Here is a 24,563-nt window from a genome sequence, read left to right as displayed (position 1 = left end):
ATTAAAGTAATACAAATATAAGGAGGCCCCTACATGATAGGTGCAGATGCGATTGTTGAGTGTTTGAAAAAGGAAAATGTTGAGATCCTCTTCGGTTATCCCGGAGTTGCGATCGCTCCATTTTTTAACAGCTTATTAAATTCAGATATTAAATCCGTCCTCATACGTACAGAGCAGAATGCTGCCCACTGTGCAAGCGGATATGCAAGGATAAGCGGTAAGCCCGGTGTCTGCGTCGTTACATCAGGCCCAGGTGCAACTAACCTTATAACAGGCATAGCTACAGCCTTTGCTGACAGCATCCCGCTTATTGCCATAACAGGCCAGGTTAACAGCTCTATGATAGGCTCTGACGTATTCCAGGAAGCTGATATCACAGGCGCTGTAGAGTCTTTTGTTAAATACAGCTATCTTGTAAGAAACGTTAACGACATCCCTAAGATCTTCAAGGAAGCCTTTTATATAGCTAATTCCGGAAGAAAAGGACCTGTCCTTATTGATATTCCTATTGATATACAGCAGGCTCAGATTAATAAGTTCTCTTATCCTGAAACAGTCAGCATGAGAACCTACAAGCCCACTGTTGAAGGCAATATGGCTCAGATCAAGAAGCTTGTCAAAGAAGTAGAAAGATCCAAAAAGCCTGTAATGTGCGTTGGCGGAGGCGTTCACCTTTCTGATGCGGCGCAGGAGATAAGGGATTTTGCGGCTAAGTGCCAGATACCTGTAGTATCTACAATGATGGGACTTGGCACTATTACTAATGACAATCCTCTTTATTTCGGCATGGTCGGCAATAACGGAAGAGCTTATGCCAATAAAGCTCTGAAGGATTCAGATCTTGTCCTTATGGTTGGTGCCCGCGTTGCAGACAGAGCAGTCAACAGACCTGAACTTATCACAGATAATACAGTTCTTATTCATATAGATGTAGATCCCGCCGAGATAGGCAAGAACGTAGGACCTACGATTCCGCTTGTTGGTGATCTTAAACATATTTTCACAAAGCTCAATACAATTGATATAAATGCAAGGGATCATAAAGAATGGCTTGAATTCCTTACGGATTATAAAGCAGGGCATCCTGATCCAAGACCTGATATATCAAAAGAATATGTTGATCCCAAAGAGTTCCTTGGAAAGCTCGCTAAAGCTATGGATGACAACGGAGTATTCGTTGCAGATGTAGGACAGAACCAGATCTGGGCAACAGCGTTTTTCAGGATCAAAGAGCATCAGAGATTTATGACAAGTGGTGGTATGGGAACCATGGGATATGCTATTCCTGCGGCTCTTGGCGCTAAGCTTGCGGACCCTGACAGACAGGTTGTTGCATCCTGCGGAGACGGCGGCTTCCAGATGTCTATGATGGAGCTTGCAACTATGGATCAGCAGAAGGTTCCGCTCAAGATAATCGTATATAGAAACAACTACCTTGGAATGGTCCGCGAATATCAGCATTATTCTTATAAAGATAAGTATGCAATGGTTGATATCGCAGGTAAACCTGAACTTGATATGATCGCAAAGGCATACGGTATGGATTATCAGAAGATTGACGGAGGTAGCGACATTGATAAGGAGATCAAGGATTTCCTTAATAACGAGCACGCTGTCCTTCTGGAAGTTATGACTGATCCGATGGATCTGGCGAAAGGTTAAAACGGAGATTACTTATGAAAAAGATATATTCAGTTCTTGTTGAAAACAGAACAGGTGTTCTTTCAAAAGTTGCAGGTCTTTTTTCAAGAAGATCTTTTAACATTGATTCTCTTACAGTTGGTGAGACGGAAGATCCGACTGTATCGAGAATGACAATTGTATCAAGCGGCGACAAGGCTATCCTTGAGCAGGTTGAGAAGCAGCTCAACAAAAAGCTTGATATCATCAAGGTCAAAACCTTCGATGAGCCTGCATCCATAAGCAGAGAACTTATGCTCATAAAGGTTAAGTACAACAAATCCAACAGACGTGATATAATAGAAAACTGTGACATCATGAAGGCACAGATCGTGGATATGTCTAAATCCTATATGATGATCCAAATCTGCGATGTCCCGGAGCGTTCACAGCTTCTTCTTTCTATGCTGAGAGGGATCTCTATTGTGGAAGTGGCTCGTACAGGAACTCTGGCCTTGACGAAATGTGTTGAAAATGAGAATGGAGGGAAGTAATGTTTTGTCCTAATTGTGGAAAAGAACTTCCGGATGGAAGCAAGTTCTGTGGTTTCTGCGGAGCAGATATCAGTAAAGAACAAAAGGGGAATGATGCAATTAACGGGGGAATGAATGACGCTGCAACCGGTATGGGCGGTCAGAGCTTTGGAGGATATGATCCTCTTGGTAATGGTCAGGGTATGAGCCAGCCTGATAATGGTCAGTTTTATGGCGGTCAGAATACTAATCAGTATGGCGGGCAGTTTAATCAGTTTGATAATAACCAGTACAGCGGTGGTCAGTTTGATAATAACCAGTATTACAACAATAATCAGTATGGTGCCCAACAGTTTGGTGCTCAGAATCCCAACATGCAATACGGTGCTTATGGCCCGATGAATCAGCAGCCTCAGCCGCCTAAGAAGAGCAAAAAGGGTATCATCGCTGCAATAGTTTCAGTGATCCTTGTTCTTGTTATCGGAGGATCTGCAGCAGCTTATCATTTCATAAGTGCAGATAAGGCTAAGAAAAAAGATGATGATGACGACAAGAAGATCGATGTAGCTACATCCGCTTCTACAGAGGAAGAAGAGAAGAAGGATGACAGTTCAAATGCTGCAACAGAAGCAACTACAGAACCTGAAGAGGAAGAAATCTCAGGAGAAGAAGCTCTTGAGCTTGCCTGTGAGAATCTTTCAAAAGTCAAGGATATGACAACAGAGTTCTCTTATGTAATGGAATGTACAATGGCAGCTCCTGATGAAGGCGTATCCGGTGACGTAGTTGAGTCTGCAGAATTTAAGATCGTTACAGATTATGATGTAAACGCAAAGAACTCTGATGCTGATGCTTTAGAATTGGCAGAGGGTACTGTTTCAAGAGAGATCCTTGGAGTTGAATTTGATCAGGAGATCTCAGTATTCCGTGGTGATATTTCAGGTTCGTATGTTTCCGGTATTGAATATGATACAGGCGAAAGATATGTTGCATCTGAAAGCGAGGTTGTAACTGAGCTCTTAGGTTTTTATGATTATGATGTCTATAAGGCTGAGCTTCAGGATAAGACAGAAAAAGTTGACGGTGTTGAGTGCTACGTTTATGTCAGCGAAGATACCTATGATCAGGGCGGTATCAGCGGCGTATTTTCTCCTATTTCAGGTATTTACAATGGAGATACTGATCTTTGCACAGTAACTATTTATGTTTCAAAAGAGGATGCTCAGCTTGTGAAGGTTGAGACAGAGTTTACTGATATCCAGGATGAGCCTTTACAGGATTCATTAAGAACATATACAGGCGCAGATGATATCGAGTTTACAATGGATAAGCTTGAGTACTCACTTACATTTGTAGAGTTTGATACAGGCGTAGATATCGATCCTGATTTTGAAGATCTTGATGATGAGACAGTTAACGTATACACCAGTTTCATGCTGTATCTTGGCGGTCTCCTTGAGATGGGCGATTTCGACTTTACTGATACAGATGATGATGTAACAGAAGATGACAAGACCAAGTATATAACTGATACATACGGAGCTCTGACATATGAAGTACCGGAAGACTGGTATGGACAGGAAGTAGATATGTCAGATGATATGTCCGGATATATTTATGCTCCTGATAAGAATGCAATGTCCGGTATTCTCGTAATGTACTCAGAAGTTGATACTACAAGCCTGACAGATTCCCAGCTCAAACAGGGAATTGATAGCGTTCTTATCTACGTTGCAGATTCATATGGAGTTTCTTATGATGAGAAAGATATAAAGAAGGGTACTGTTAACGGAGGATACGCTGAGAACGTAAGAGGACCTGTTGATGGTTCGGATATGGAAATGGATATCATGGTATTTGAAACAGGCGGATCTGGAATCGGTATCGTAATCTTCATATCAGAGGATATTGAAAATTCTGAGTACCTTGCTCAGTATTATCACCTTCTTGAATCACTTGAGTTTTAAAACCAAGAACTTGTGAATCAATGATCATTAGATCTTATTGGTAAAAAAACTGGCAATAAGCCGGTATATAATGCAATCTACAAAGCTGTCGTTACGAACTGGCGTAACGGCAGCTTTTTTCTTCCGTTTATTTTTTTCTGTCATTTATTTTTGGGCATTTAGAAATAGAATAAGTCGTTCAAAGGCTGCAAAATAAGCTTGACTTTTATGGTTTAAAGTGATAATGTATTGCATGGTCAATGACCCATGAGACGACGTTGCAAAGTAAACGGTAATACGATAATATTAATTTTGTAATGATAAAGTCATTAAATTCTTCATATTGACGCATTAAAATTGCACGGATATAATTGACCTAAATTGATGTTTGGGGATCAAAATTTCACCATTATTCAATATAATATTTCACACTTTAAAGAGGTAAAGGAATATGGCAGATACTGAGGTTAAGACATATAAAAAGGTGTTCCAGCTTCTCGTTGATAACACATCAGGAACCCTTAGCAGAATATCCGGACTCTTTTCCAGAAGAGGATATAACATTGAAAGTATCACAGCTGGTACAACAGCTGACCCGAGATTCACAAGGATCACCATCGTTGCTTCAGGTGATGATGACATTCTCGAGCAGATTGAGAAGCAGGTTGCAAAGCTTGTTGATGTACGAGACATACATGAGCTTAAGCCTGGTGATTCAGTTTACAGAGAGCTTGCACTTGTCAAGGTTAAGGCAGACGTAGACCAGAGACAGCAGATCATTGCTATTGCTAACGTATTCAGAGGCAATATCGTAGATGTATCCAATGAAAGTCTTATCATCGAGATCACAGGTGGACAAGACAAGATCGACGCATTCCTTAAGCTCCTTGACGGATACACTATCTTAGAGCTTGCACGTACAGGCCTTGCAGGTCTTGGAAGAGGAATCGAGAACGTGGTATATCTCGATGAATAATACTAAAGATCTTATTGATTTATGATCTTACCCAATGATTACGTATAAGATCAGAGATATAGATAAGTTCAGGCGTTATAAAAAAGAATATCTTTACGAGTATTTATAAATATTTGATATATCTATAAATGTTGATATTTACCCGTGTTGATAGATATAAATTGACATTTCGACTATATTTTAATACAGCCGATCATATTAAAAAGGATGGAGCATTCCTGTAATTCAGAAATAACGCCAATTGAATAAAAAGAAACCTCTAAGTAAGATAAAGGTGTTCATCTTGGCGGATGAAAAAACATCTTATGCTAACCGGAGGTTTCTCAAAATGAATTTTACACAGAATGACAGACTTAAGCAAGTTACGGCAAATACATTGATTGTTGGGGTTGATGTTGGATCACAGACACATTTCTGTAGAGCGTTTGACTGGAGGGGATTTGAGCTATCCAGAAGAGTGTTTAAGTTTAGTAACGACCGAATGGGATTCCTTACATTCCTTCGATGGACTGAGGAACTCATGAATAAGACCGAAATGAAGAAGGTTATTGTTGGCTGCGAGCCTACTGGTTGCTACTGGCTTACGTTTCAGAAGTTTTTACAGGATCATGATGTAAAGCTTGTAACAGTAAATCCATTTACTGTAAATAGAAGCAAAGAACTGGATGATAACAGCCCAGAAAAGAGTGATCTAAAGGATCCTAAAACAATTGCTATGTTGGTTAAAGAAGGAAGATATTCAACTTCTTATCTGCCGGAAGGAGTATATGCGGAGATTAGAGAAGCCTCTGTGTGTAGAGACCAGATCATGAAGCAGCATGTGCGTCTGTCTAATCAGATACAGGGATGGTTGCAAAAATTCTTTCCTGAGTATCTGGATTGTTATTCCGATTGGGATTCAACAAGTGGACTTATGCTTTTAAAGAGTGCACCACTTCCACAGGATATCCTAAAAATTGGGGCAGGTGGAATCAATCAGATATGGCGTGATGCAAAGGTACGTGCAGCAGGGCTAAAGAGGGCTCAGACCCTGGTAGAAGCTGCACAGGAAAGTGTAGGTTTAGAAGCTGGTGAGGCTGCAAGACTCGAGATTTGGGTTCTTGTGAATGACTATATACTGAAGGCAGAACAGCTCAAAAGACTTGATGAATACCTGGAGGAAAAAGTAAAAGAAGTACCGAATGTGGAGAAACTGCTCGCCATTAAAGGAGTAGGGATGAGTACTGTGATTGGCTTTATAGCAGAGGTTGGTGATATCGGACGTTTCACTGACCCAAAGCAGATACAGAAGCTTGCAGGGCTAGAGATAGTCAAAAAGAGTTCTGGAAAGAAAAAAGGGCAGCCAAGAATCAGTAAGAGGGGCAGAAGAAAGTTACGTAGAACAATGTATGAATCGGCTCGTGCACTGATGAACTGGAATCCTGCATTTCAAGATGTATTCCTTTATTACAGGAACAGAACAAGAAATCCTCTTGGAGGAATGCAGGCAAAGATAGCAGTTGCATGTAAGGCTATCAGAGTGTTCTATGTAATACTACAGACAGGTTGTGACTTTGATGAAGAAAAGTTCCGAAGGGACATCATCAGACCGGAAGCAGCCTAATTAAAACAGCACATACTGTACCAGACAACGTCCGCCAAGAGTTCAATTGGTGCTGGATTACAGGAGTGCTCTCTAGCAATGACAAAGCAGAGCGAAGCCGCTAAGACATACTATATAGGGCATGACCCTGGAATGGAGCAGAGGCGGCACCCCACTATGGGTAGGCTGGACGAAGGAATTTAGGACACTCCTACGGGAGTACGATCCTGTTAGACATGAGAGGTTAGCAGCCATAGGGAAGAATGGGACACAGATTCGCCTTCATAAAAAGGATGACGTTATCTTTCGTGCACCCTTCTGACTGGAAACACATATGCATTGTACCTGAAATGACATAGTTTTCGCCCATTATTTATTGCTTATCATTGTTTGTAACTTATTAACCAATTGCACAGAAGGCTTAAATGCTGGTTCTTTTGTGCAAAATATATAAGAAAGTATAGAGAGGATTTTATTATGTCAGAAGCAAGAATTTTTTATCAGGAAGATTGTAACCTTTCACTGCTTGAGGGTAAGAAGATTGCTATTATCGGTTATGGTTCACAGGGCCATGCTCATGCACTTAACCTTAAGGAGTCAGGCTGTGATGTAAGAATCGGTCTTTATGAAGGTTCTAAGTCCAAGGCTAAAGCTGAGTCTCAGGGACTCACAGTTATGAATACAGCAGATGCTGCAAAGTGGGCTGATATAATCATGATCCTCATCAACGATGAGAAGCAGGCTGATATGTACAAGCAGGATGTTGCTCCTAATCTTGAAGCTGGTAACATGCTCATGTTCGCACATGGTTTCAATATCAACTACAAGCTCATCCAGCCACCAAAGGATGTTGACGTTACTATGATCGCTCCTAAGGCTCCTGGTCACACAGTTCGTTCTGAGTATCAGGCTGGTAAGGGAACTCCTTGTCTTGTAGCTGTAGAGCAGGATGCAACAGGTAAGGCTCTTGATCTTGCACTTGCTTATGGTGCTGGTATCGGCGGAGCTAGAGCTGGTATCCTTGAGACAACATTCAAGACAGAGACAGAGACTGACCTTTTCGGTGAGCAGGCTGTTCTTTGCGGCGGTGTTTGCGCACTTATGCAGACAGGTTTCGAGACACTTTGCGAAGCTGGTTATGATCCAAGAAATGCATACTTTGAGTGTATCCACGAGATGAAGCTCATCGTAGACCTTATCTATCAGTCAGGTTTCGAAGGAATGAGATATTCAATCTCTAACACAGCTGAGTACGGTGACTATGTAACAGGTCCTAAAATCATCACACCTGAGACTAAGAAGGCTATGAAGAAGGTCCTTTCTGATATCCAGGACGGAACATTCGCTTCAGAGTTCATTCAGGATATGAAGAATGGCCAGATCCACTTCCAGGCTATGAAGAAGAAAGCAGCTGCTCATCCTTCAGAAGTAGTTGGAACAGAGATCAGAAAGCTTTACAGCTGGAACAACGAAAGCGACAAGCTTGTTAACAACTAATTTCATAGGGCTTACATTGTAAAAGTCGCAGGATTACGTTAAACTAAAGAGGTGGCACCTTGTTGGTGACACCTCTTTAATAAAAGGCAGATATATTTATTATATAGTTGGCTTTTATTTCAGTAATCTATGGGGAGACTATATACAAGTGGACAATAATTACGTAGCAGACAATAACAAACCTGAATTTGGCAAGTGCCGAATGTGGTTTTGCATGTTTTTCCTTGGCGCTTTAATGTATGTTCTGGCGGCATTATATGTCATCATCAAACATAACGGATTATTCTTTTATTATGGTGATTATAATGTTCAGCAGGTTCCTTTTTATATCCTTGCACACAGAGCTATAAGAAATGGACAACTGTTTTGGAACTGGAATCTTGACCTCGGCGGAGATTTGATCGCTGATCTGTCTTTTTATCTGATGGGTAGTCCATTCTTCTGGATCACAATACCTTTCCCTGAAAACTGGCTTCCATATATGATGCCATTTCTGATGGCACTCAAATACGGTGTAGCAGCGGCCAATGCCTTCCTCTATATGAGAAGGTATACAAAGACCAACAGGGCAGCTCAGCTTGGCGCGATCCTCTTTGCATTTTGCGGATTCAACGCAACCAATATAGTGTTCAATCACTTTACGGATGCAGTAGCTTTTTTCCCATTACTAATGATCGCATTTGAAGATCTCTGTGATTTTGATAAGGGTCAGTCAAAGTTTGAACCAAGCAGATCCAGATGGATATTCTTTGCAGTTATGACCTGCGTTTGTAGCATTGTTAACTATTATTTCTTCTTCGGACAGGTCATATTCCTTGCGCTGTATTTTCTGCTTAGATACATTCCGGGCAGGAAAATTGGCGATATCTTCAAGAATCTCTTAAGACTTGTGACGGCAGGATGTGTCGGAGTTATGATAGCAGGACTCTTTTTGGTTCTTGCATCAAACGGTGTTCTTGGTAACAGCCGTCTTGACAATATCCTGATGGGATACGATGTGGTCGTATATTCAAGCGGGTACATGTACTGGGATATACTAAAGAGCATGATAATGCTTCCTGACATCATCGGAAGAGGAACCCTGTTCTTTACATCAGGCGTTAAGAATGCATCACTTGCTGTATACCTTCCGATGTTCGGACTTGCCGGAGTTATAGCCTATTTCAAGGCTCTTAAAGGGAAGTCTGACTGGAAAAAGAGGATGCTTGTTGCATCTTTGGTAATAGCTTTTATTCCGGTACTTAACTCCATGTTTTCTCTATTTAACTCACAGTACTACGCAAGATGGTTTTATATGCCAATACTCATCATGAGCCTTGTGACCTGTGAGATGGTAGAAAGAGACAAGGGCGAGAATATCAGAACCGGTACACTTGCAACTATTATCATGTTCATTCTCTTGATCGTGATCGCGATTCTTCCTTCAAGAGATGATGATGGCAATGTTGTCTACATGAAGATGGCTTCAAATAGCGATATCTTCTGGCGCGACGTACTTGGAACAGCGATATTTTGTTCGATACTTATACTTATCATATTCTTGACAAGGAAAATAAAGACAAGAGTTAACCTGTCATTTGCAGGTACTGTATTTGCAGGCTGCATCGGAACCATGATCATTCTTATAAACGGAAGCACTCTTATAAGCGACTATGGAATGGAACAGTGGAAGCTTCAGATGCTGGACACAAAACCAACGATAGACGAAAGTTCTTTTTCCAGGATAGAAACCGATTCGACCTCGACCAATTATGAAATGAGATGGGGGATGCCTACCATTCACTGTTTCCTTTCAACTGTACCGGGACAGATATTTGATTTCTATGAAGGCGCAGCGGGTATCAAACGAACGGTTGAATCTGATTCGCCTCTGTCCAGAGCAGGACTACGTTGCCTTTTGTCAGCAAGATACTATGTTGAGAATACAAGGATAAATGATAAAGATGAATTCCTCGAGGGTGAAGGCACCTTTGACTATGAACAGGTCAGCACTGAGGAAGAAATGAACGGATTTACCTTATTTGAGAATACTAATTATATACCTATGGGTTTTACTTTTGACTACTTTACGTCAGAGTCTGACTGGATTGCAGCTGATCCGGCAGATAATGATCTTGCTCTTGTGAAGGTACTTATTCTTCCCGATGATGTTGCAGACACATATCATGGGGATATGACAAGGCTTAGTGCATCAGATATTAGCAATGATGAAATTGATATATATGAGTTCAGAACCTTGTGCAACTCAAGAAGAGCATCTGCCTGCACTGAGTTTACAACGACAGCTGATGGATTTACAGCTACGACCAAGGAATTCAAGGAATACGAGCTGGTCTTTTTCTCAGTACCGAATGTACCTGGGATGAAGGCAACAGTCGATGGCAAGGAAGTAGACATCATTACAGCCGATTACGGACTTATGGCTATTCCTGTAGAAAAAGGAAAACACGTGATAGAAGTGAAGTACAGACCTACTAATTTCTATCTTGGATTATATGTTACAGTTATAGGCGTATGTATACTTATTGGATATATTGTTTTTCTCAAAGCGCGCGAAAATAATAAAAAAATAGAAGAACAAGATTGATCTTGTTCCGAATGTAGTTTTGATTTTGCAACAAGAAGAATCAGGAGAATACACTATGAGTGGAATGACTATGAGCCAGAAGATCCTGGCTAAACATGCAGGCCTTGACTATGTTAGTGCTGGTCAGCTTATAGAGGCAGATCTCGACCTCGTTCTTGGCAATGATATTACAAGTCCTGTTGCCATCAAAGAGATGGAGAAGTTTAACAAAGACGGCGTATTCGATAAAGACAAGATCGCACTTGTTCCCGATCACTTTGTTCCTAACAAGGACATAAAGTCAGCGGAGAACTGCAAGTGCGTTCGCGAGTTCGCAAGAAAGAATAAAATCACCAATTACTTTGAAGTTGGAAAAATGGGTATCGAGCATGCCCTCCTTCCTGAGAGCGGCCTTACAGTTCCCGGCGACCTTATAATCGGTGCGGATTCCCATACCTGTACTTACGGTGCACTTGGCGCATTTTCTACCGGCGTAGGTTCTACTGATATGGCAGCTGGAATGGCTACAGGTAAGGCATGGTTCAAGGTGCCTTCTGCTATTAAATTTGTTCTTAAAGGTTCTTTTCCTAAATATGTATCAGGTAAAGACCTTATCCTTCATATAATCGGAATGATCGGCGTTGACGGTGCACTTTATCAGTCAATGGAATTCGTAGGAGAGGGCGTTAAGAGCCTTTCTATGGATGACCGATTCACAATTGCCAATATGGCTATTGAAGCAGGCGGCAAGAACGGAATTTTCCCTGTTGACGAAAAAACTATAGAGTACCTTGAGGAACATGCTCCGGGCAAGGAATACGAAGTATTTGAAGCTGACGAGAACGCTGAGTACGTAAGAGAGATAGAGATCGATCTTTCAAAGCTCACACCTACAGTTTCTTTCCCTCACCTTCCTGAAAATGCCAAGACTTTTGATGAGATCGGCGATATCGCTATAGATCAGGTCGTAATCGGATCCTGCACCAACGGCCGCATCTCTGACCTTCGCATGGCTGCAGCTATCCTCAAAGACAGACACGTTGCAGATGGCGTAAGATGCATAGTTATCCCGGCTACACAAAAGATATACATGCAGGCACTTAAAGAAGGACTCATCGAGACTTTCATTACTGCCGGTGCAGTTGTTTCTACTCCAACCTGCGGACCATGTCTTGGAGGTTATATGGGTGTACTTGCAAGCAAGGAAAGATGTGTATCTACAACTAACCGTAACTTCGTAGGGCGTATGGGTGCTATCGATTCTGAGATCTATCTTGCATCTCCCGAAGTTGCAGCGGCAAGTGCGGTAACAGGTAAGCTTTCACAGCCTTCGGAAATAATGTGAATTAGATTAGAACCCAAGAATAAGATTATTGATTATATATTATAAATTAAATAACAATATATAATCAGTGGAGGATTATATATGGAGAACGCTAAAGGCAGAGTTTTTAAATACGGCGATAACGTAGATACAGACGTTATCATTCCTGCAAGATATCTTAATAACACAGATCCCAAAGATCTTGCTGCACACTGCATGGAAGATATCGATAAGGATTTTGTAAATAAAGTTAGTGACGGCGACATCATTGTTGCCAACAAAAATTTTGGCTGCGGATCATCACGTGAGCATGCTCCTATAGCTATCAAGGCTGCAGGCGTATCCTGCGTTATAGCTGAAACATTCGCAAGGATTTTTTACAGGAATTCTATCAATATAGGACTTCCTATTATCGAATGTCCTGAAGCTGCCAGAGAAATTAATTCCGGTGATGTAGTGAATATTGACTTTGATAGTGGTATCATAACTGATGAGACCACGGGCAAATGTTATCAGGGACAAGCATTCCCTGCTTTTATGCAGAAAATAATTGACCTCGGAGGCCTCGTAAATTATATAAATACAAAATAATTTATTGGAGGTTTGCATGGCAGACGAAGAGTTAAGAAAAAAATTCGCGGCTAAAAAGCCAGTGAATTTTAAAGTGGATCCTGCAGAAGGAACACACGTTAAGAAGGTAATAGGAATAGTATCAGGTAAGGGCGGAGTTGGTAAGAGCTTTGTAACAGCCATGTCAGCCTGTGCAATGAATCGTGAAGGCTTTAAAACAGCTATCATGGATGCCGATATTACAGGCCCTTCAATTCCGAAGATGTTTGGTGTTTCAAGTGTAAAGCAGGTTAACGAACAGGGGCTTATTATTCCTGCATCATCAAGTAAGGGAATAGACATTATGTCAATTAACCTGCTTATGAAGAATGATACAGATCCTGTTATCTGGAGAGGACCTGTTATTGCTGGAGTTGTTAAGCAGTTCTGGTCAGAGGTTTGCTGGGGCGATGTAGATTACATGTTTGTAGATATGCCTCCCGGAACAGGTGATGTACCTCTTACTGTATTCCAGTCACTTCCTGTTGACGGAATCATTGTTGTAGCAACACCTCAGGACCTTGTAGCTATGATCGTAGACAAGGCTGTTAACATGGCTAAGATGATGAACATCCCTGTTATCGGACTTGTTGAGAATATGAGTTATATGAAGTGCCCTCACTGCGGCGAGATGATTTCAATCTTTGGTGAGAGCGGACTTGATTCATATGCAGCTTCTAAAGGAATAGATGTACTTGGACGTCTTCCACTTGATTCTTCATATGCAAAGCTTTGTGATAACGGACAGGCTGAGGATATAATTTCAGAAGATCTTGATCAACTGGTATATAGACTTAAATCATTAATGGATAGTGAAGAGCAGTAATCATTTTAATGATGATTCAAGAGATGATCATAGTAGATGATCTATGAAGTCATTATTCGTATTCGATTATGATAGAACTCAGATCGAAATGTCTTTTGACCATTAAATAGTAAAGTCATATCAAGTTTATTAGGAGGCAAATTTGAAATTCAGACCTGATAAGGATCAGATTACATGGAGTATTACCGGAATAATAACAGCCCTTGTTGTTATGCTTATTTACTATGTCATCTTTAAGGGTAATCACATTCTTTCAGGAATACACTCTGTAATAAATGGTATGGAAGGCATTGTTACAGGACTTGTTCTGGGATACATACTGTCGCCTATCATGAATTTTATCGAACAGAAGATCCTTGAAAAGATATGGGAGAAAGCCGGTGCTAAAAGAGACGAATATGGAGAATTTCGTCAAAAGCAGCTCATCAGGAATATAGCTATAGTGATCACAATGGCTATAGTCATTTTTGTAATCTGGTCATTCCTTTATTACATCATCCCTCAGATATATCAGTCTATCAGAGAGATCATACGTAATATACCTATGTATTACAGAAATGTTGACCTTGCGATCAACAGATTCATGGAATCATCTGATCCTGTGACTATCAGTACTGTTAATTCCATAGCGGATCAGATATATATCAGAATTAACAATTTTATACAAGAGACAGTCCTTCCGAATATATCTCAGATCATAACAATAGTATCCATGCAGGCGCTTAATGTTATTAACAGCCTCATCAATCTCATTGTCGGATTTATTGTTGCTGTATATGTTCTTAATTCCAAAGAGGGCTTCTGCGGTAAGGGTAAGAAAATGGCCTATGCTTTTTTTAGAGAAGATATAGCAAATGAGCTTATTTCATCTTCAAGACTTATCCACACAACTTTTACAGGTTTTATAACCGGTAAGATAGTTGATTCTGCGATCATAGGAATACTGTGTTATATAGGATGCCTTATCCTTAAGATACCGTATCCACTTCTTATCGCTGTCATTGTTGGCGTAACCAATATAATCCCGTTCTTTGGTCCTTACATTGGTGAAGCTATAGGTACACTTATACTTGTACTTATCAATCCATGGTCAGCACTGGAATTTCTGATATTCGTTGTAATACTGCAGCAGATCGATGGTAATATCTTGGGCCCCAAGATTCTTGGCAATTCTACAGGACTTTCAAGCTTCTGGGTTATCTTTGCCATCATGTTCTTTGGAAGTCTCTGGGGATTCGTTGGCTGGATCCTTGGCGTTCCGGTATTTGCGGTTATCTATGCCCTTATATCAAGACTTACCAATCATTATCTGTGCAAGCACAATCTGCCTACTGATGAGGATACCTATATTGATACTGCCTATATCGAAGATGGAAGCTTCCACTATCTGGGAGACCCGAGTAGTACCAAGTACAGATCTCAGAAGGCAGCATCGTCCTGGAGCAGGATCTTCAGATCCAAACACAAGGAGGAGCACAAGAAAGCTCATATTGATAAAGCATCTGATAATGATCAGGCAAAAAAGGACGAATAAAAACACTACAGGCATTAATGTTAAAAAAGATCAAGAATCATTTTTGGTAAATTGCTAAAGATTGTATTCTTGACAGTTCCTTATTTGGAATTATAATAATTTTAATCAACCTAGCATATTAAATATGCAATGGTTGCTTTGACTATTTTTGAGGAGAAAAATTAAGAAAAGAGGATCAGGAAATGGCAAAGAAAGAACTTGACTGGAGTAACATCGGATTTACTTACATACCTACAGACTATAGATATGTATCTAATTTCAAAGATGGAAAATGGGATGATGGTGAGATAACAACAGATTCTAAGGTTGTCTTAAGCGAGGACTCAGGTGTTCTTCACTATGCTCAGGAATGTTTTGAAGGACTTAAAGCATATGAGACAAAGGATGGCAAAATAGTCACTTTCCGTCCTGATCTTAACGCTTCTCGTATGAAGGATTCTGCTGCAAGACTTGAGATGCCTCAGTTCCCTGAAGAAAGATTCTTAAAGGCTGTAGAGGAAGTTGTAGCTGCCAATAAGGACTGGGTTCCACCTTACGGTAGCGGTGCTACACTTTATATCCGTCCTGTTATGTTTGCTACAGGCAATGTAATCGGTGTTAAACCTGCTGATGAATATCAGTTCAGAATCTTCTGTACACCTGTTGGCCCTTACTTCAAGGGCGGAGCTAAGCCGATCGTAGTTAAGATCTCTGACTTCGACAGAGCAGCACCACACGGAACAGGTAATATCAAGGCAGGACTTAACTATGCAATGAGTCTTCATGCAATCGTAACAGCTCATGAAGAAGGTTTTGCTGAGAATGTATATCTTGATGCTGAGTCAAGAACTTACATTGAGGAGACTGGCGGAGCTAATATCATCTTCGTTACTAAGGATGGTGGACTTGTAGTTCCTAAGTCACATACAGATTCTATCCTTCCTTCTATCACTAGAAGATCTATTGTAACTGTAGCAAGAGATATCCTTGGTCTTAACGTAGAAGAAAGACCTGTTAAGCTTTCAGAAGTAGAGAACTTCACTGAGATGGGTCTGTGCGGAACAGCTGCTGTTATAAGCCCTGTTGGCAAGATCAATGATCATGGCAAGGAGATCTGCTTTGCATCCGGTATGGATGAAATGGGACCTGTTATCAAGAAGCTCTATGATACACTTACAGGTATCCAGATGGGTAGCGTAGAAGCTCCCGAAGGCTGGATCCACGAGATTCCAGTAGAGTAAGGCGGGGAATCTTTTTACGTAATTGGAAAGTTTGAAAATGCTCTCGTAGGCAGATTGGCCTAGGAGAGCATTTTTCGTATAGCGCATGTTTAAGTTTTTTCTTAGCTTTAATACTGTATCAGTAGATATTACGAATATCTATTTTAATGATCCTTGTTAGAAGCAACAATAGAAGAGTTCTGGTTAGCATTAGTGGTTCTCATAAGCTTTATGGCTTCTACTGCGGTTTCGTATATCAGGTACATTTCGTTGCCTTCGGAGGTGCTTCTGTCGCAGCGCTTTAAATTAGCTTCAAAGAACTCACTGGCTTTCTCGACTATGCTTGGGCTTATGATATGGCCGTTGCAGTAAAATGTTCCTGTTCCTTTATCATATCTGTTAGTTCCTTCATAAGTTGTAGCTGCAAATGTTCCTGCTCCCATGGCTGCAGCCAGACCGTTAATAAGATCACGTCTGTTCGATGTCATGATGGTCCTCTTTCATAATCTTAAATATCATAAATAATCACTGATTTGAATTTTGAATCGAAGAATATGATAATCTATCAAGAAACGAAAATCAATCAACAGTTTTCCACAAAAAAATCATTCAAAATTTTTAAAAATACATCAACTTGTCTAAGTCATTATAAAGTACAAAACAACACGCAATAACGCGCTCCCAACGGGATACATGCCCCTAATACCATTTGTATGATTTATTGAACGTAAAATACAGAAACACGCATTTACTGCGTGTTTCGTGATTCAATGAATCAGTTGGTAAATAGGCCCAATGCCGAAGGCATTCTCAATTGGCCTATTTACTGCATTCTTGGACTTTATGTTCAAGAATGTATAGTTTTTAAATATTAGATGCAGGCTTGTTATAAGAAAGCCTTGTTTTATGCGGCTTTTAGGGCCGACTATAGCGGGTTATAAAGAGCGCATATTAGACGGCTTGTTTGTATGACACATATAATAACCGACAACAAAGGCATATATACTGACATGTTCTGGTAAAGGCAGTATGAACATATCAGTACACCCAAACTGAAATATTTTAAAAGGAGATCATAAAATGCAGCCTATAGAAAGACCAAGATATTCGTGCATGCTTGGAGGTGCACTGGCTACTATAAGTTCGCTTCCCGGCGTTGTTCCAATCATACATGGAGCACAGGGATGCGGCGGAGGATTGTCCAATGCTTACTATCTGGGAGGACATCTGGGATCAGGATACTGCGGCGGTGTCAGCATCCCAAGTTCCAACATAGGAGAGAAGGAAGTCATATTCGGAGCAGCCAAGCGCCTTGAAACACAGATTAATTCTACACTTGAAGTGATGAAAGGAGACCTGTTTCTGGTTTTGTCAGCATGTATGACGGACATAATCGGTGAAGATATTGAAAGTGTTATAAGAAATATTAAGAACCCGGACAATGTCCCCGTCAGATATATAGATACAGGAGGTTTTCAGGGCAAGGCTTATGACGGATATGATGAAGTATTTTCATCGCTTTTTGAAGATTATATCCCTAAGGCTAAAAAAGATGAAAAGCTTGTGAATATCCTTGGACAGGTTCCCGGGTACGATCCCTACTTTAGAGGGAATCTTGAAGAGATTGCAAGGCTTCTTAGAGAACTTGGACTTAAGGTTAATACTTTCCTTACCCCCGATCAAAGCCATGAGAACATCTTAAGCGCAGGAGGCGCAGTTCTTAACATAGTCGTAAGCCCATTGTACGGAATAAAAGCAGCAAGGACTGCCAAGAGAGTACATGATATAGATTATCTTGTAACAGATCTCCCTATAGGCGCGGCAGCAACCAAAAAGTTTCTATATAGCATAGGATCAGCTCTTTCTCTTTCTATAGGGGATATAAAAAAGCTTGTGGATAAAGAGAAGAAAAGCTATTACGGCTACCTTGACCGCATAGCAGATTATGTTGCAGATACTGATACCCAGAGCTATGCAGTAGTTATCGCAAACAGTACAGATGCATTTGCTTATGCCAATTATCTTGAAAATGAGATCGGTTATATTCCAAGGTATATTTTTATCACTGATCATCTAACTCAGGAAAAAGAAGAGCTCCTGACTTCAAAGCTTGACGAATACGATTTTGGTCAAAAGCCTGAACTTATCTTCGAGCAGGATACAACAGCAATCAGAAGATTTATAGAACAGCGTCACCCATACGAGGAATCAGAGGATTATGTAGACCGTCTTTCACCGCTTCTGGTTCTTGGAAGTTCCATAGATTATAAGCTTGCTCAGGAATATAACGGAGTGCTTCTTCCTGTAAGCTATCCCGTTTTTAACATCATATTAAATAAAGGATTTGCAGGCTTTAAAGGCGCAGGAGCGCTGTTTGAGAGCATTCTGAATACACAGCTAACAAGGGAGGTCAAGAAAGTTGTCTGATACAAAAACAAATATAATCCATGTAAATAAATTCCTGCATGATTTCGATAACAGAGAGCCCAAAAGCAGAGAATATACAAGAAATACAACAAATGCCTATGGCGGCAATCTTGATGATATGCTATCAGGAGCCTGCAGCGGGTGCCTTAAGAAATGCAACAGAGATTTTACACAGGCTATCTATTGCCAGAACACAGTATCAACGCTTCTGTCTATGTCCATCAAGGGCTCAGTTATCATTATGCATGGCCCTATAGGGTGCGGATCTCAAAATCACAGTCAGGAGAGTAAGCTTAAGCTTGCACTTAAGCAAAGAGGCCTTGATCCTGAGGAAGCTATCTGGCTTAGTAGTAACATGTCTGAGGATGATGTAGTACTTGGCGGCGAGAAACCTCTTAAGGCAGCAATCAAAAAGGCCGACACTCTTTACAATCCCACCTGTATATTCATTCTGAATTCATGTGCTCCCGGAGTAATAGGCGATGACATAGAAGGAATCATAGATTCTGTCAGAGATGAGACCAAGGCTATTCTCGTTCCTCTTCATTGCCCCGGATTCATGGCCAAGGTATTTACTTCAGCATATGACGTGGTATATCACGGAGTCCTTAGGAATTTCAAGTTCACTCATGACGATGGCGAGTTTGGACTTGATCATAACAACCCTGATTACCTTGCTCAGAAAAAAGAACTTGAAGAGCGCAAGAAAAAGACTGTAAACATCTACGTTGCATCCTCAATTTCAGCATTTGATGAAAAAGAGATGATACGTCTTTTAAATAAGCTAGGGCTTTATGTAAGGACTGTTATCGAATACAACTCTCCGGAAGAGCTTAAAGATGTAACGAATGCAGCCCTTAACGTGTGCCTGTGCCATGTGCATGATATATATTTTGTGGAATTTCTTAAGGAAAAATACGGTATGCCCTACGTAACACCTTCTATACCCATCGGCATAAGCTCAACCAATAGCTTTATAAGAGATATAGCTGCATTCTTCGGCCTTGAAAAAGAGGCAGAAGAATTAATTGAAGAAGAAAGTAGGAAGGTATTAAAGGCAGTAGAGCCAATAAAGAATAGACTTCAAGGTAAAACAGCCGTTGTAAGCGGAGGATACTTAAGGATAGGTTCAACAGCCCTTCTTCTAAATGATATAGGAATCCAGGTTCTTGGCTTCAGGCATTTTAACTATGACGAATTCGGGAATGAGCTTTTCAAGGAAGTCAGAGAACGTATAGGCAATGTTACTAACAGCGTATCAACACAGGCATCAGAGCTTGTAAACCTTCTTAAAAGGTTAAAACCAGACCTGTGCATAACCCATACAGGAGCCGGCGTCTGGGTAGAAAAAAGCGGAATACCAACCTTGACTTTATTTTCTGAAAACTTTTCATACTTTGGGTATAACGGTGTATTTGAAGTTGCAAGAAGAGTTGAAAGAACCCTTGCAAACGGCAAGTTCTCAAGAAATCTCAAAGATAACGTAGAACTTCCCTTTAGAAAGGAATGGTATCTCAAGGATCCTTATCACTATATAACAGACTTCAAGCAGAATAATACAGGTAAGTCATATTCGGAAGTATATGCCAAGGAGGAGAATCCTGCTTAAGGGTCTTATAAAGGTCTAGTAAAAGAAATAATAAAAAACAGTCAAAAGAGGAGATATTATGAAAAAAGGTTTTAGATATTTAAAAAGTATACTTGTTACCATACTTGCAGCAACACTTCTTCTAAGTGGATGCGGAAAAGGAGGCGAAGAAAAAGCATCGGCACAAGGTGAAGTTTTAAACGTAGCTTATTTTCCCACATCATTTAAGAGTAGTCTTAGCACGATAGCATATGTTAAGGGATTCTTTGAAGAGGAAGGAGTCAATGTCAACCTTGTGAATCTTCAAAGCTCGGCAGATTCACTTGTAGCCCTTCAGGAAGGCAAGATCGATGTTAATCCCCTTGGCATCACCAACACGATTCAGGCCATAGAAGATGGTGAAGGAGGAGTTGTGATCATAGGAGGATCTGCTCAGGCCGGAGGTATCATAATCACTACGCCTGAAAATGCAGACAAATTCAAGGATCTAAATAACTGGAAAGGAGCAACCTGGGCAACCGGAAGAAGCTATACAGGTGACTTCGTTGTAAGGCACTATCTGTCAGAGATCGGAATAGATTCCAATGTGGATGTATCATCTGTCGATCTTGGAGATAACCTTTCTATCATACAGTCGGTATCCAAGGGTGAAGCGGATGTTGGATATATAACTGCAGACGGTGCCAGAACAGCTCTTGACTATGGCCTGGAACTCATAACAGACGTTGATGATATAGAGCATGCATACCCGTGCTGCCGCATAAGCTCAACACAAAATGCCGTAGATACCAAAGGCGACCAGCTTGTAGCATATCTTAGAGCTGTTATAAGAGCATATGATTTCATCCTGGCCAATCCTGACGAAACAATAAAGATCTTCACAGATCTTACATCTCAGGACGAGGATTATGTTAGAGACGTCCTGTACGGCGACTTTGCATCAGCATATGTTCCTGATCCCGCAAGACAGAAGGTTCTTAACTTCTCGCAGTATCTGCTGGAAGCTCAGGCTCTTTCAAGTACAGACGGGATCAAAGAAGCTATCAATGTTGACCTTTACAAGAAGGCTCTTGATCAGATACTGACCAAGTACCCTGACAATGAGAACTACAAGACTCTTCTTGAGATCTATAATGAGTTCGATTCCTGAGAAAAAAGATTATATAAAAGGAAATATCATATAAAAGAAAGGAGACTGCACTATGGGTAAGATAAGATTTCAGAATGTATCTCTTAATTACAGTAATGGAAATTCTGTCAAAAATGTACTTGAAAATATAGACCTTGAGATTAATAAAGGGGAATTCGTCTGCGTCATAGGCCCTTCCGGGTGTGGAAAAAGTACTCTTTTGTCACTTCTATCAGGGCTTAACAAACCCACAAATGGAATCGTGACCATAGACGGGCAGAAGATCAAAGGTCCCGGGACAGACAGAGGAGTTGTGTTCCAGCATTATTCTCTTTTCCCATGGCTTACTGCCAGAAAAAATATAATCTTTGGCATAAAACAAGCCGGTAAGGAAAAAAATAAGGCAAGGATTCTCAAAAGAGCACAGTACTTCCTTGACAGAGTAGAGCTTTCTGACAGCGGTGACAAGTATCCTTTTGAATTATCAGGCGGTATGCAGCAAAGGGTTGCTCTTGCAAGGACTCTTGCAATGGATACGGATATCCTTCTTATGGATGAGCCTTTTGGAGCTATTGACCCTAAGGTTAGATATGAGCTTCAGGATCTTACGCTTGAGCTTTGCAAAGATGGAGATGCCAAAAAGACTGCGGTGTTCGTAACTCACGATATAGACGAAGCAATCTTCCTTGCAGATAGGATCATCTTCATGAGCCCCGGCGGTGCATACAAGGATATCAAAATCCCTGCTTCTATAAGGAATTTAAGAGACAGGTCTTTACTATTTGTAAATAAAGACTACAAAAAGTTACATGATGAGCTTGTAGGTCTTTTCTACAACGATGCAGATGAAGGCAAGGGTCGTTCTGGAGCCTCCTACATAGAAGAACATGAAATAGAGGTGGCTGTGTGAATAGAATTGTTAAAATATTATTATCTGTACCGACAGTACTTTTTCTGGCCAACTTACTTATTACGATTTTGGTGGAAGGCAAAAGAGAGGTGGAATCCAATACCGTATATATTGCGGTACTGGTAGGAATCTGGCTTTTATATATTGGTAGGAATCTATATACCAAAAATATAGTCAAAAAAAGCTTTAATGACATAATCACGGTTATCTATATTGTGTTTCTTGCCATCGAACTTAGTACCAGAGTCTTTGACAGCCTCAACAAGACCCTTTTCCCGGCAATGGAGGATGTTGCCTTTATATTTGCAAAAGACTATCAGATGATGCTTCTGAATATATTAAGCTCACTTGAAATTCTTGTGATTGGCTATGGGATCGCACTTGTTCTGGGCAATTTCCTAGGGCTTATAATCGGCTATAATGACAGGCTGCGGGAGCTCTTTTTTCCAATAGCCAAGGTAGTGAGCCCTATACCGCCTATGGTATACACGCCGTATCTTATTGCGATCCTTCCCAATTTCAACATGGCGTCTATCTCGGTTATTGCCTTTGGACTGTTCTGGCCTATATTCATGAATATGATAATACGTATAGAGGGTATGGAAAAAAGGATTCTTGATTCTGCCAGGACTCTCAACGTAGACACGCCTACAATGCTGTTTAAGATAATCCTGCCGTATTCACTGCCGGGGATTATCAAGAGTATAAGGGTTCAGTTCTCGGTTACTTTCATGATCCTGGTGATGGCTGAGATGATAGGAGCTAAGTCAGGTCTTGGGTTCTATGTTAAGAAGTTCTCCGATTATATCGACTTTACAAGGGTGTTTGCAGGTATCATCCTTATAGGCTTTGTGATCGCGGTAGCGAATTCTTTCCTTCAAAAACTTGAAAACAGGCTCATCAAGTGGAAGCCCGTATGATGAAATACGCACATCCCGGACAGATCAGCTTATTCAGCTAATCTGTCCGGTTTTTTAATGGGGTTTTCGCCGGCGGCGTGGTATTCTCAAAGGCCTTGTGTGGGATGTGAATCATGGGCGGGCAGATTATAAATTATTGCTGCGCTTTAAATGTTTTATAAATTCATGGCATAATATCTGGAGCTATCCATTCTGGGGTCCGAAACTCGCTTCGCTCAGACATACGGACCCCGGGCAGAATTGATAGCTCCATCTATCATGCTCATGAATTTTATAAAACATTTAAAAGCTTTGCAATGATTTATAATCTGCCCGCCCTTGATTCGCATCCCCCACAAGGCCTTTGAGAATACCACGCCACCTATTGGAAGTTTATTAATCCTATAAAAAAATGGGAGGATGCTATTTTTGATTTGTTTTAATTGATGAAAGATTATGTTAATAATATAATGATTGGAGCGTTTAAATTATTATTATTGACGCTACTGCAAGGAATGACGTGTTTTTGGTAGGTGTGAGGTTTTTAGTATATTGATTTTGATATATAGGAGGGATTTGTTTTGAGACTGATTTTTATAAGGCATGCACAGCCGGATTATTCTATAGATGGTCTTACAGAGAAGGGTAAAGTTGAAGCACAGCTTCTTGCAAAGAGGACTGCGAGCTGGGATGTAGACAGGTTCTTTTGTTCGACGCTTGGCAGGGCGAAAGATACGGCGGAGCCTACGCTTAAAACTCTTAACAGGGAGGCTACGATCTGTGACTGGCTTCAGGAGTTTCATTACAGGGTAGAAGATCCCTATACCAAGGATTTAAGAGTTCCGTGGGATTATTTCCCGGAGTTTTTCACAACTCAGCCTTTAATGCTGGATCCAGACAAGTGGTATGACTGTGATCTGTACAAGACCAATCCGGAGATTAAGTCTAAGTGGTTTGAAGTTTGTAACGGCCTTGATGATATCCTTAAGTCATACGGATATACCAGAAACGGCAAGTACTATGATTATAAGAATCCTGATGAACCGGATCTTCCTGCAGAGATAGGTGATATTCAGACAAGGGGCATCATGGAGTATCAGGTAAGGGATGAAGATGACAATAAGACTATAGTTTTCTTCTGTCATCTTGGAGTTGAATGTGTGATGCTTGCGCATCTTCTGTCTATATCACCGGTAACTTTGTGGCACGGGACTTTCCTGGCTCCATCATCTGTTACAGTTGTTAATGCGGAAAAGAGATACCACAATCAGGCCTTTTTCAGAATTCAGGCACTTGGTGACACATCTCACCTTTATGCAGCAGGAGAGCCTGTTTCCGGTTTTGGCGCTTTTTCAACTGTATTTAGTAAATGATTAGTAATAAGTCAATAATAAGATA

18 protein-coding genes and 1 pseudogene are annotated in these 24,563 nt (G+C 40.7%); 18 read left to right on the top strand and 1 reads right to left on the bottom strand.

Annotated elements, in window-relative coordinates:
* The first annotated feature begins 33 nt into the window (after positions 1-33).
* From ilvB to WAA20_RS10250, 12 genes and pseudogenes are all read left to right on the top strand, one after another.
* The gene (gene ilvB / locus WAA20_RS10305) at positions 34-1,662 is read left to right on the top strand and encodes a biosynthetic-type acetolactate synthase large subunit (protein ID WP_073389823.1); all 1,629 of its coding nucleotides are present in this window, start codon (positions 34-36) and stop codon (positions 1,660-1,662) included.
* Positions 1,663-1,676: 14 nt separating this feature from the next.
* Positions 1,677-2,174, top strand: a complete 498-nt coding sequence (gene ilvN / locus WAA20_RS10300) for an acetolactate synthase small subunit (protein ID WP_073389821.1) — start codon at positions 1,677-1,679, stop codon at positions 2,172-2,174.
* On the top strand, positions 2,174-4,120 hold the full coding sequence (locus WAA20_RS10295; protein WP_073389820.1) for a zinc ribbon domain-containing protein: 1,947 nt from the start codon (positions 2,174-2,176) through the stop codon (positions 4,118-4,120). Before ilvN (WAA20_RS10300) ends, WAA20_RS10295 begins: the two co-directional genes overlap by 1 nt.
* A gap of 430 nt (positions 4,121-4,550) precedes the next feature.
* The gene (ilvN, locus tag WAA20_RS10290; protein WP_073389818.1) at positions 4,551-5,075 is read left to right on the top strand and encodes an acetolactate synthase small subunit; all 525 of its coding nucleotides are present in this window, start codon (positions 4,551-4,553) and stop codon (positions 5,073-5,075) included.
* Between the two features lie 328 nt (positions 5,076-5,403).
* Positions 5,404-6,678, top strand: coding sequence for an IS110 family transposase (locus tag WAA20_RS10285; protein WP_073390585.1), 1,275 nt, complete (start codon positions 5,404-5,406; stop codon positions 6,676-6,678).
* Positions 6,679-7,134: 456 nt separating this feature from the next.
* Complete coding sequence (gene ilvC, locus WAA20_RS10280) at positions 7,135-8,154, top strand: ketol-acid reductoisomerase (protein WP_073387755.1); 1,020 nt, start codon at positions 7,135-7,137, stop codon at positions 8,152-8,154.
* A 148-nt stretch (positions 8,155-8,302) separates the two neighbouring features.
* A complete protein-coding gene (locus WAA20_RS10275) occupies positions 8,303-10,741 on the top strand; it encodes a YfhO family protein (protein WP_073387756.1) in 2,439 nt (812 codons plus the stop codon).
* Positions 10,742-10,796: 55 nt separating this feature from the next.
* Entirely contained in the window at positions 10,797-12,065 is a 1,269-nt protein-coding gene (leuC, locus tag WAA20_RS10270) for a 3-isopropylmalate dehydratase large subunit (protein WP_073387758.1), read from the top strand.
* An 81-nt stretch (positions 12,066-12,146) separates the two neighbouring features.
* Positions 12,147-12,635, top strand: coding sequence for a 3-isopropylmalate dehydratase small subunit (gene leuD / locus WAA20_RS10265; RefSeq protein ID WP_073387759.1), 489 nt, complete (start codon positions 12,147-12,149; stop codon positions 12,633-12,635).
* Positions 12,636-12,651: 16 nt separating this feature from the next.
* Positions 12,652-13,479, top strand: coding sequence for an Mrp/NBP35 family ATP-binding protein (locus WAA20_RS10260; RefSeq protein WP_073387761.1), 828 nt, complete (start codon positions 12,652-12,654; stop codon positions 13,477-13,479).
* Between the two features lie 142 nt (positions 13,480-13,621).
* Positions 13,622-15,013, top strand: coding sequence for an AI-2E family transporter (locus tag WAA20_RS10255; protein ID WP_073387762.1), 1,392 nt, complete (start codon positions 13,622-13,624; stop codon positions 15,011-15,013).
* A gap of 161 nt (positions 15,014-15,174) precedes the next feature.
* Positions 15,175-16,233: pseudogene (locus tag WAA20_RS10250) on the top strand (branched-chain amino acid aminotransferase); the annotation flags it as partial.
* A gap of 143 nt (positions 16,234-16,376) precedes the next feature.
* Here WAA20_RS10250 and WAA20_RS10245 read toward each other — a convergent pair.
* Positions 16,377-16,700, bottom strand: a complete 324-nt coding sequence (locus WAA20_RS10245) for a hypothetical protein (protein ID WP_022752779.1) — start codon at positions 16,698-16,700, stop codon at positions 16,377-16,379.
* A gap of 592 nt (positions 16,701-17,292) precedes the next feature.
* On the opposite strand from WAA20_RS10245, the gene WAA20_RS10240 reads away from it, so the two are divergent.
* The 6 genes from WAA20_RS10240 to WAA20_RS10215 all read left to right on the top strand — a co-directional run bounded on the left by WAA20_RS10240 (position 17,293) and on the right by WAA20_RS10215 (position 24,538).
* Positions 17,293-18,639: a nitrogenase component 1 gene (locus tag WAA20_RS10240; protein ID WP_073387765.1), complete on the top strand. Its 1,347-nt coding sequence runs from the start codon at positions 17,293-17,295 to the stop codon at positions 18,637-18,639.
* The gene (locus WAA20_RS10235; protein ID WP_073387767.1) at positions 18,632-20,248 is read left to right on the top strand and encodes a nitrogenase component 1; all 1,617 of its coding nucleotides are present in this window, start codon (positions 18,632-18,634) and stop codon (positions 20,246-20,248) included. Before WAA20_RS10240 ends, WAA20_RS10235 begins: the two co-directional genes overlap by 8 nt.
* A gap of 58 nt (positions 20,249-20,306) precedes the next feature.
* A complete protein-coding gene (locus WAA20_RS10230) occupies positions 20,307-21,377 on the top strand; it encodes an ABC transporter substrate-binding protein (RefSeq protein WP_073387768.1) in 1,071 nt (356 codons plus the stop codon).
* 52 nt (positions 21,378-21,429) lie between these two features.
* Positions 21,430-22,266 (top strand): ABC transporter ATP-binding protein, encoded by an 837-nt coding sequence (locus tag WAA20_RS10225; protein ID WP_073387770.1) that lies wholly within the window; start codon positions 21,430-21,432, stop codon positions 22,264-22,266.
* On the top strand, positions 22,263-23,186 hold the full coding sequence (locus tag WAA20_RS10220; RefSeq protein ID WP_022757957.1) for an ABC transporter permease: 924 nt from the start codon (positions 22,263-22,265) through the stop codon (positions 23,184-23,186). Before WAA20_RS10225 ends, WAA20_RS10220 begins: the two co-directional genes overlap by 4 nt.
* A gap of 560 nt (positions 23,187-23,746) precedes the next feature.
* Entirely contained in the window at positions 23,747-24,538 is a 792-nt protein-coding gene (locus WAA20_RS10215; RefSeq protein WP_073387772.1) for a histidine phosphatase family protein, read from the top strand.
* The last annotated feature ends 25 nt before the right edge of the window (positions 24,539-24,563 follow it).

Origin of the sequence: Butyrivibrio fibrisolvens (genome assembly GCF_037113525.1) — a bacterium.
GTDB lineage: Bacteria > Bacillota > Clostridia > Lachnospirales > Lachnospiraceae > Butyrivibrio > Butyrivibrio fibrisolvens.
The sequence above is the reverse complement of the archived record's forward strand: the minus strand, read 5'-3'. Positions and strand labels throughout refer to the sequence as shown.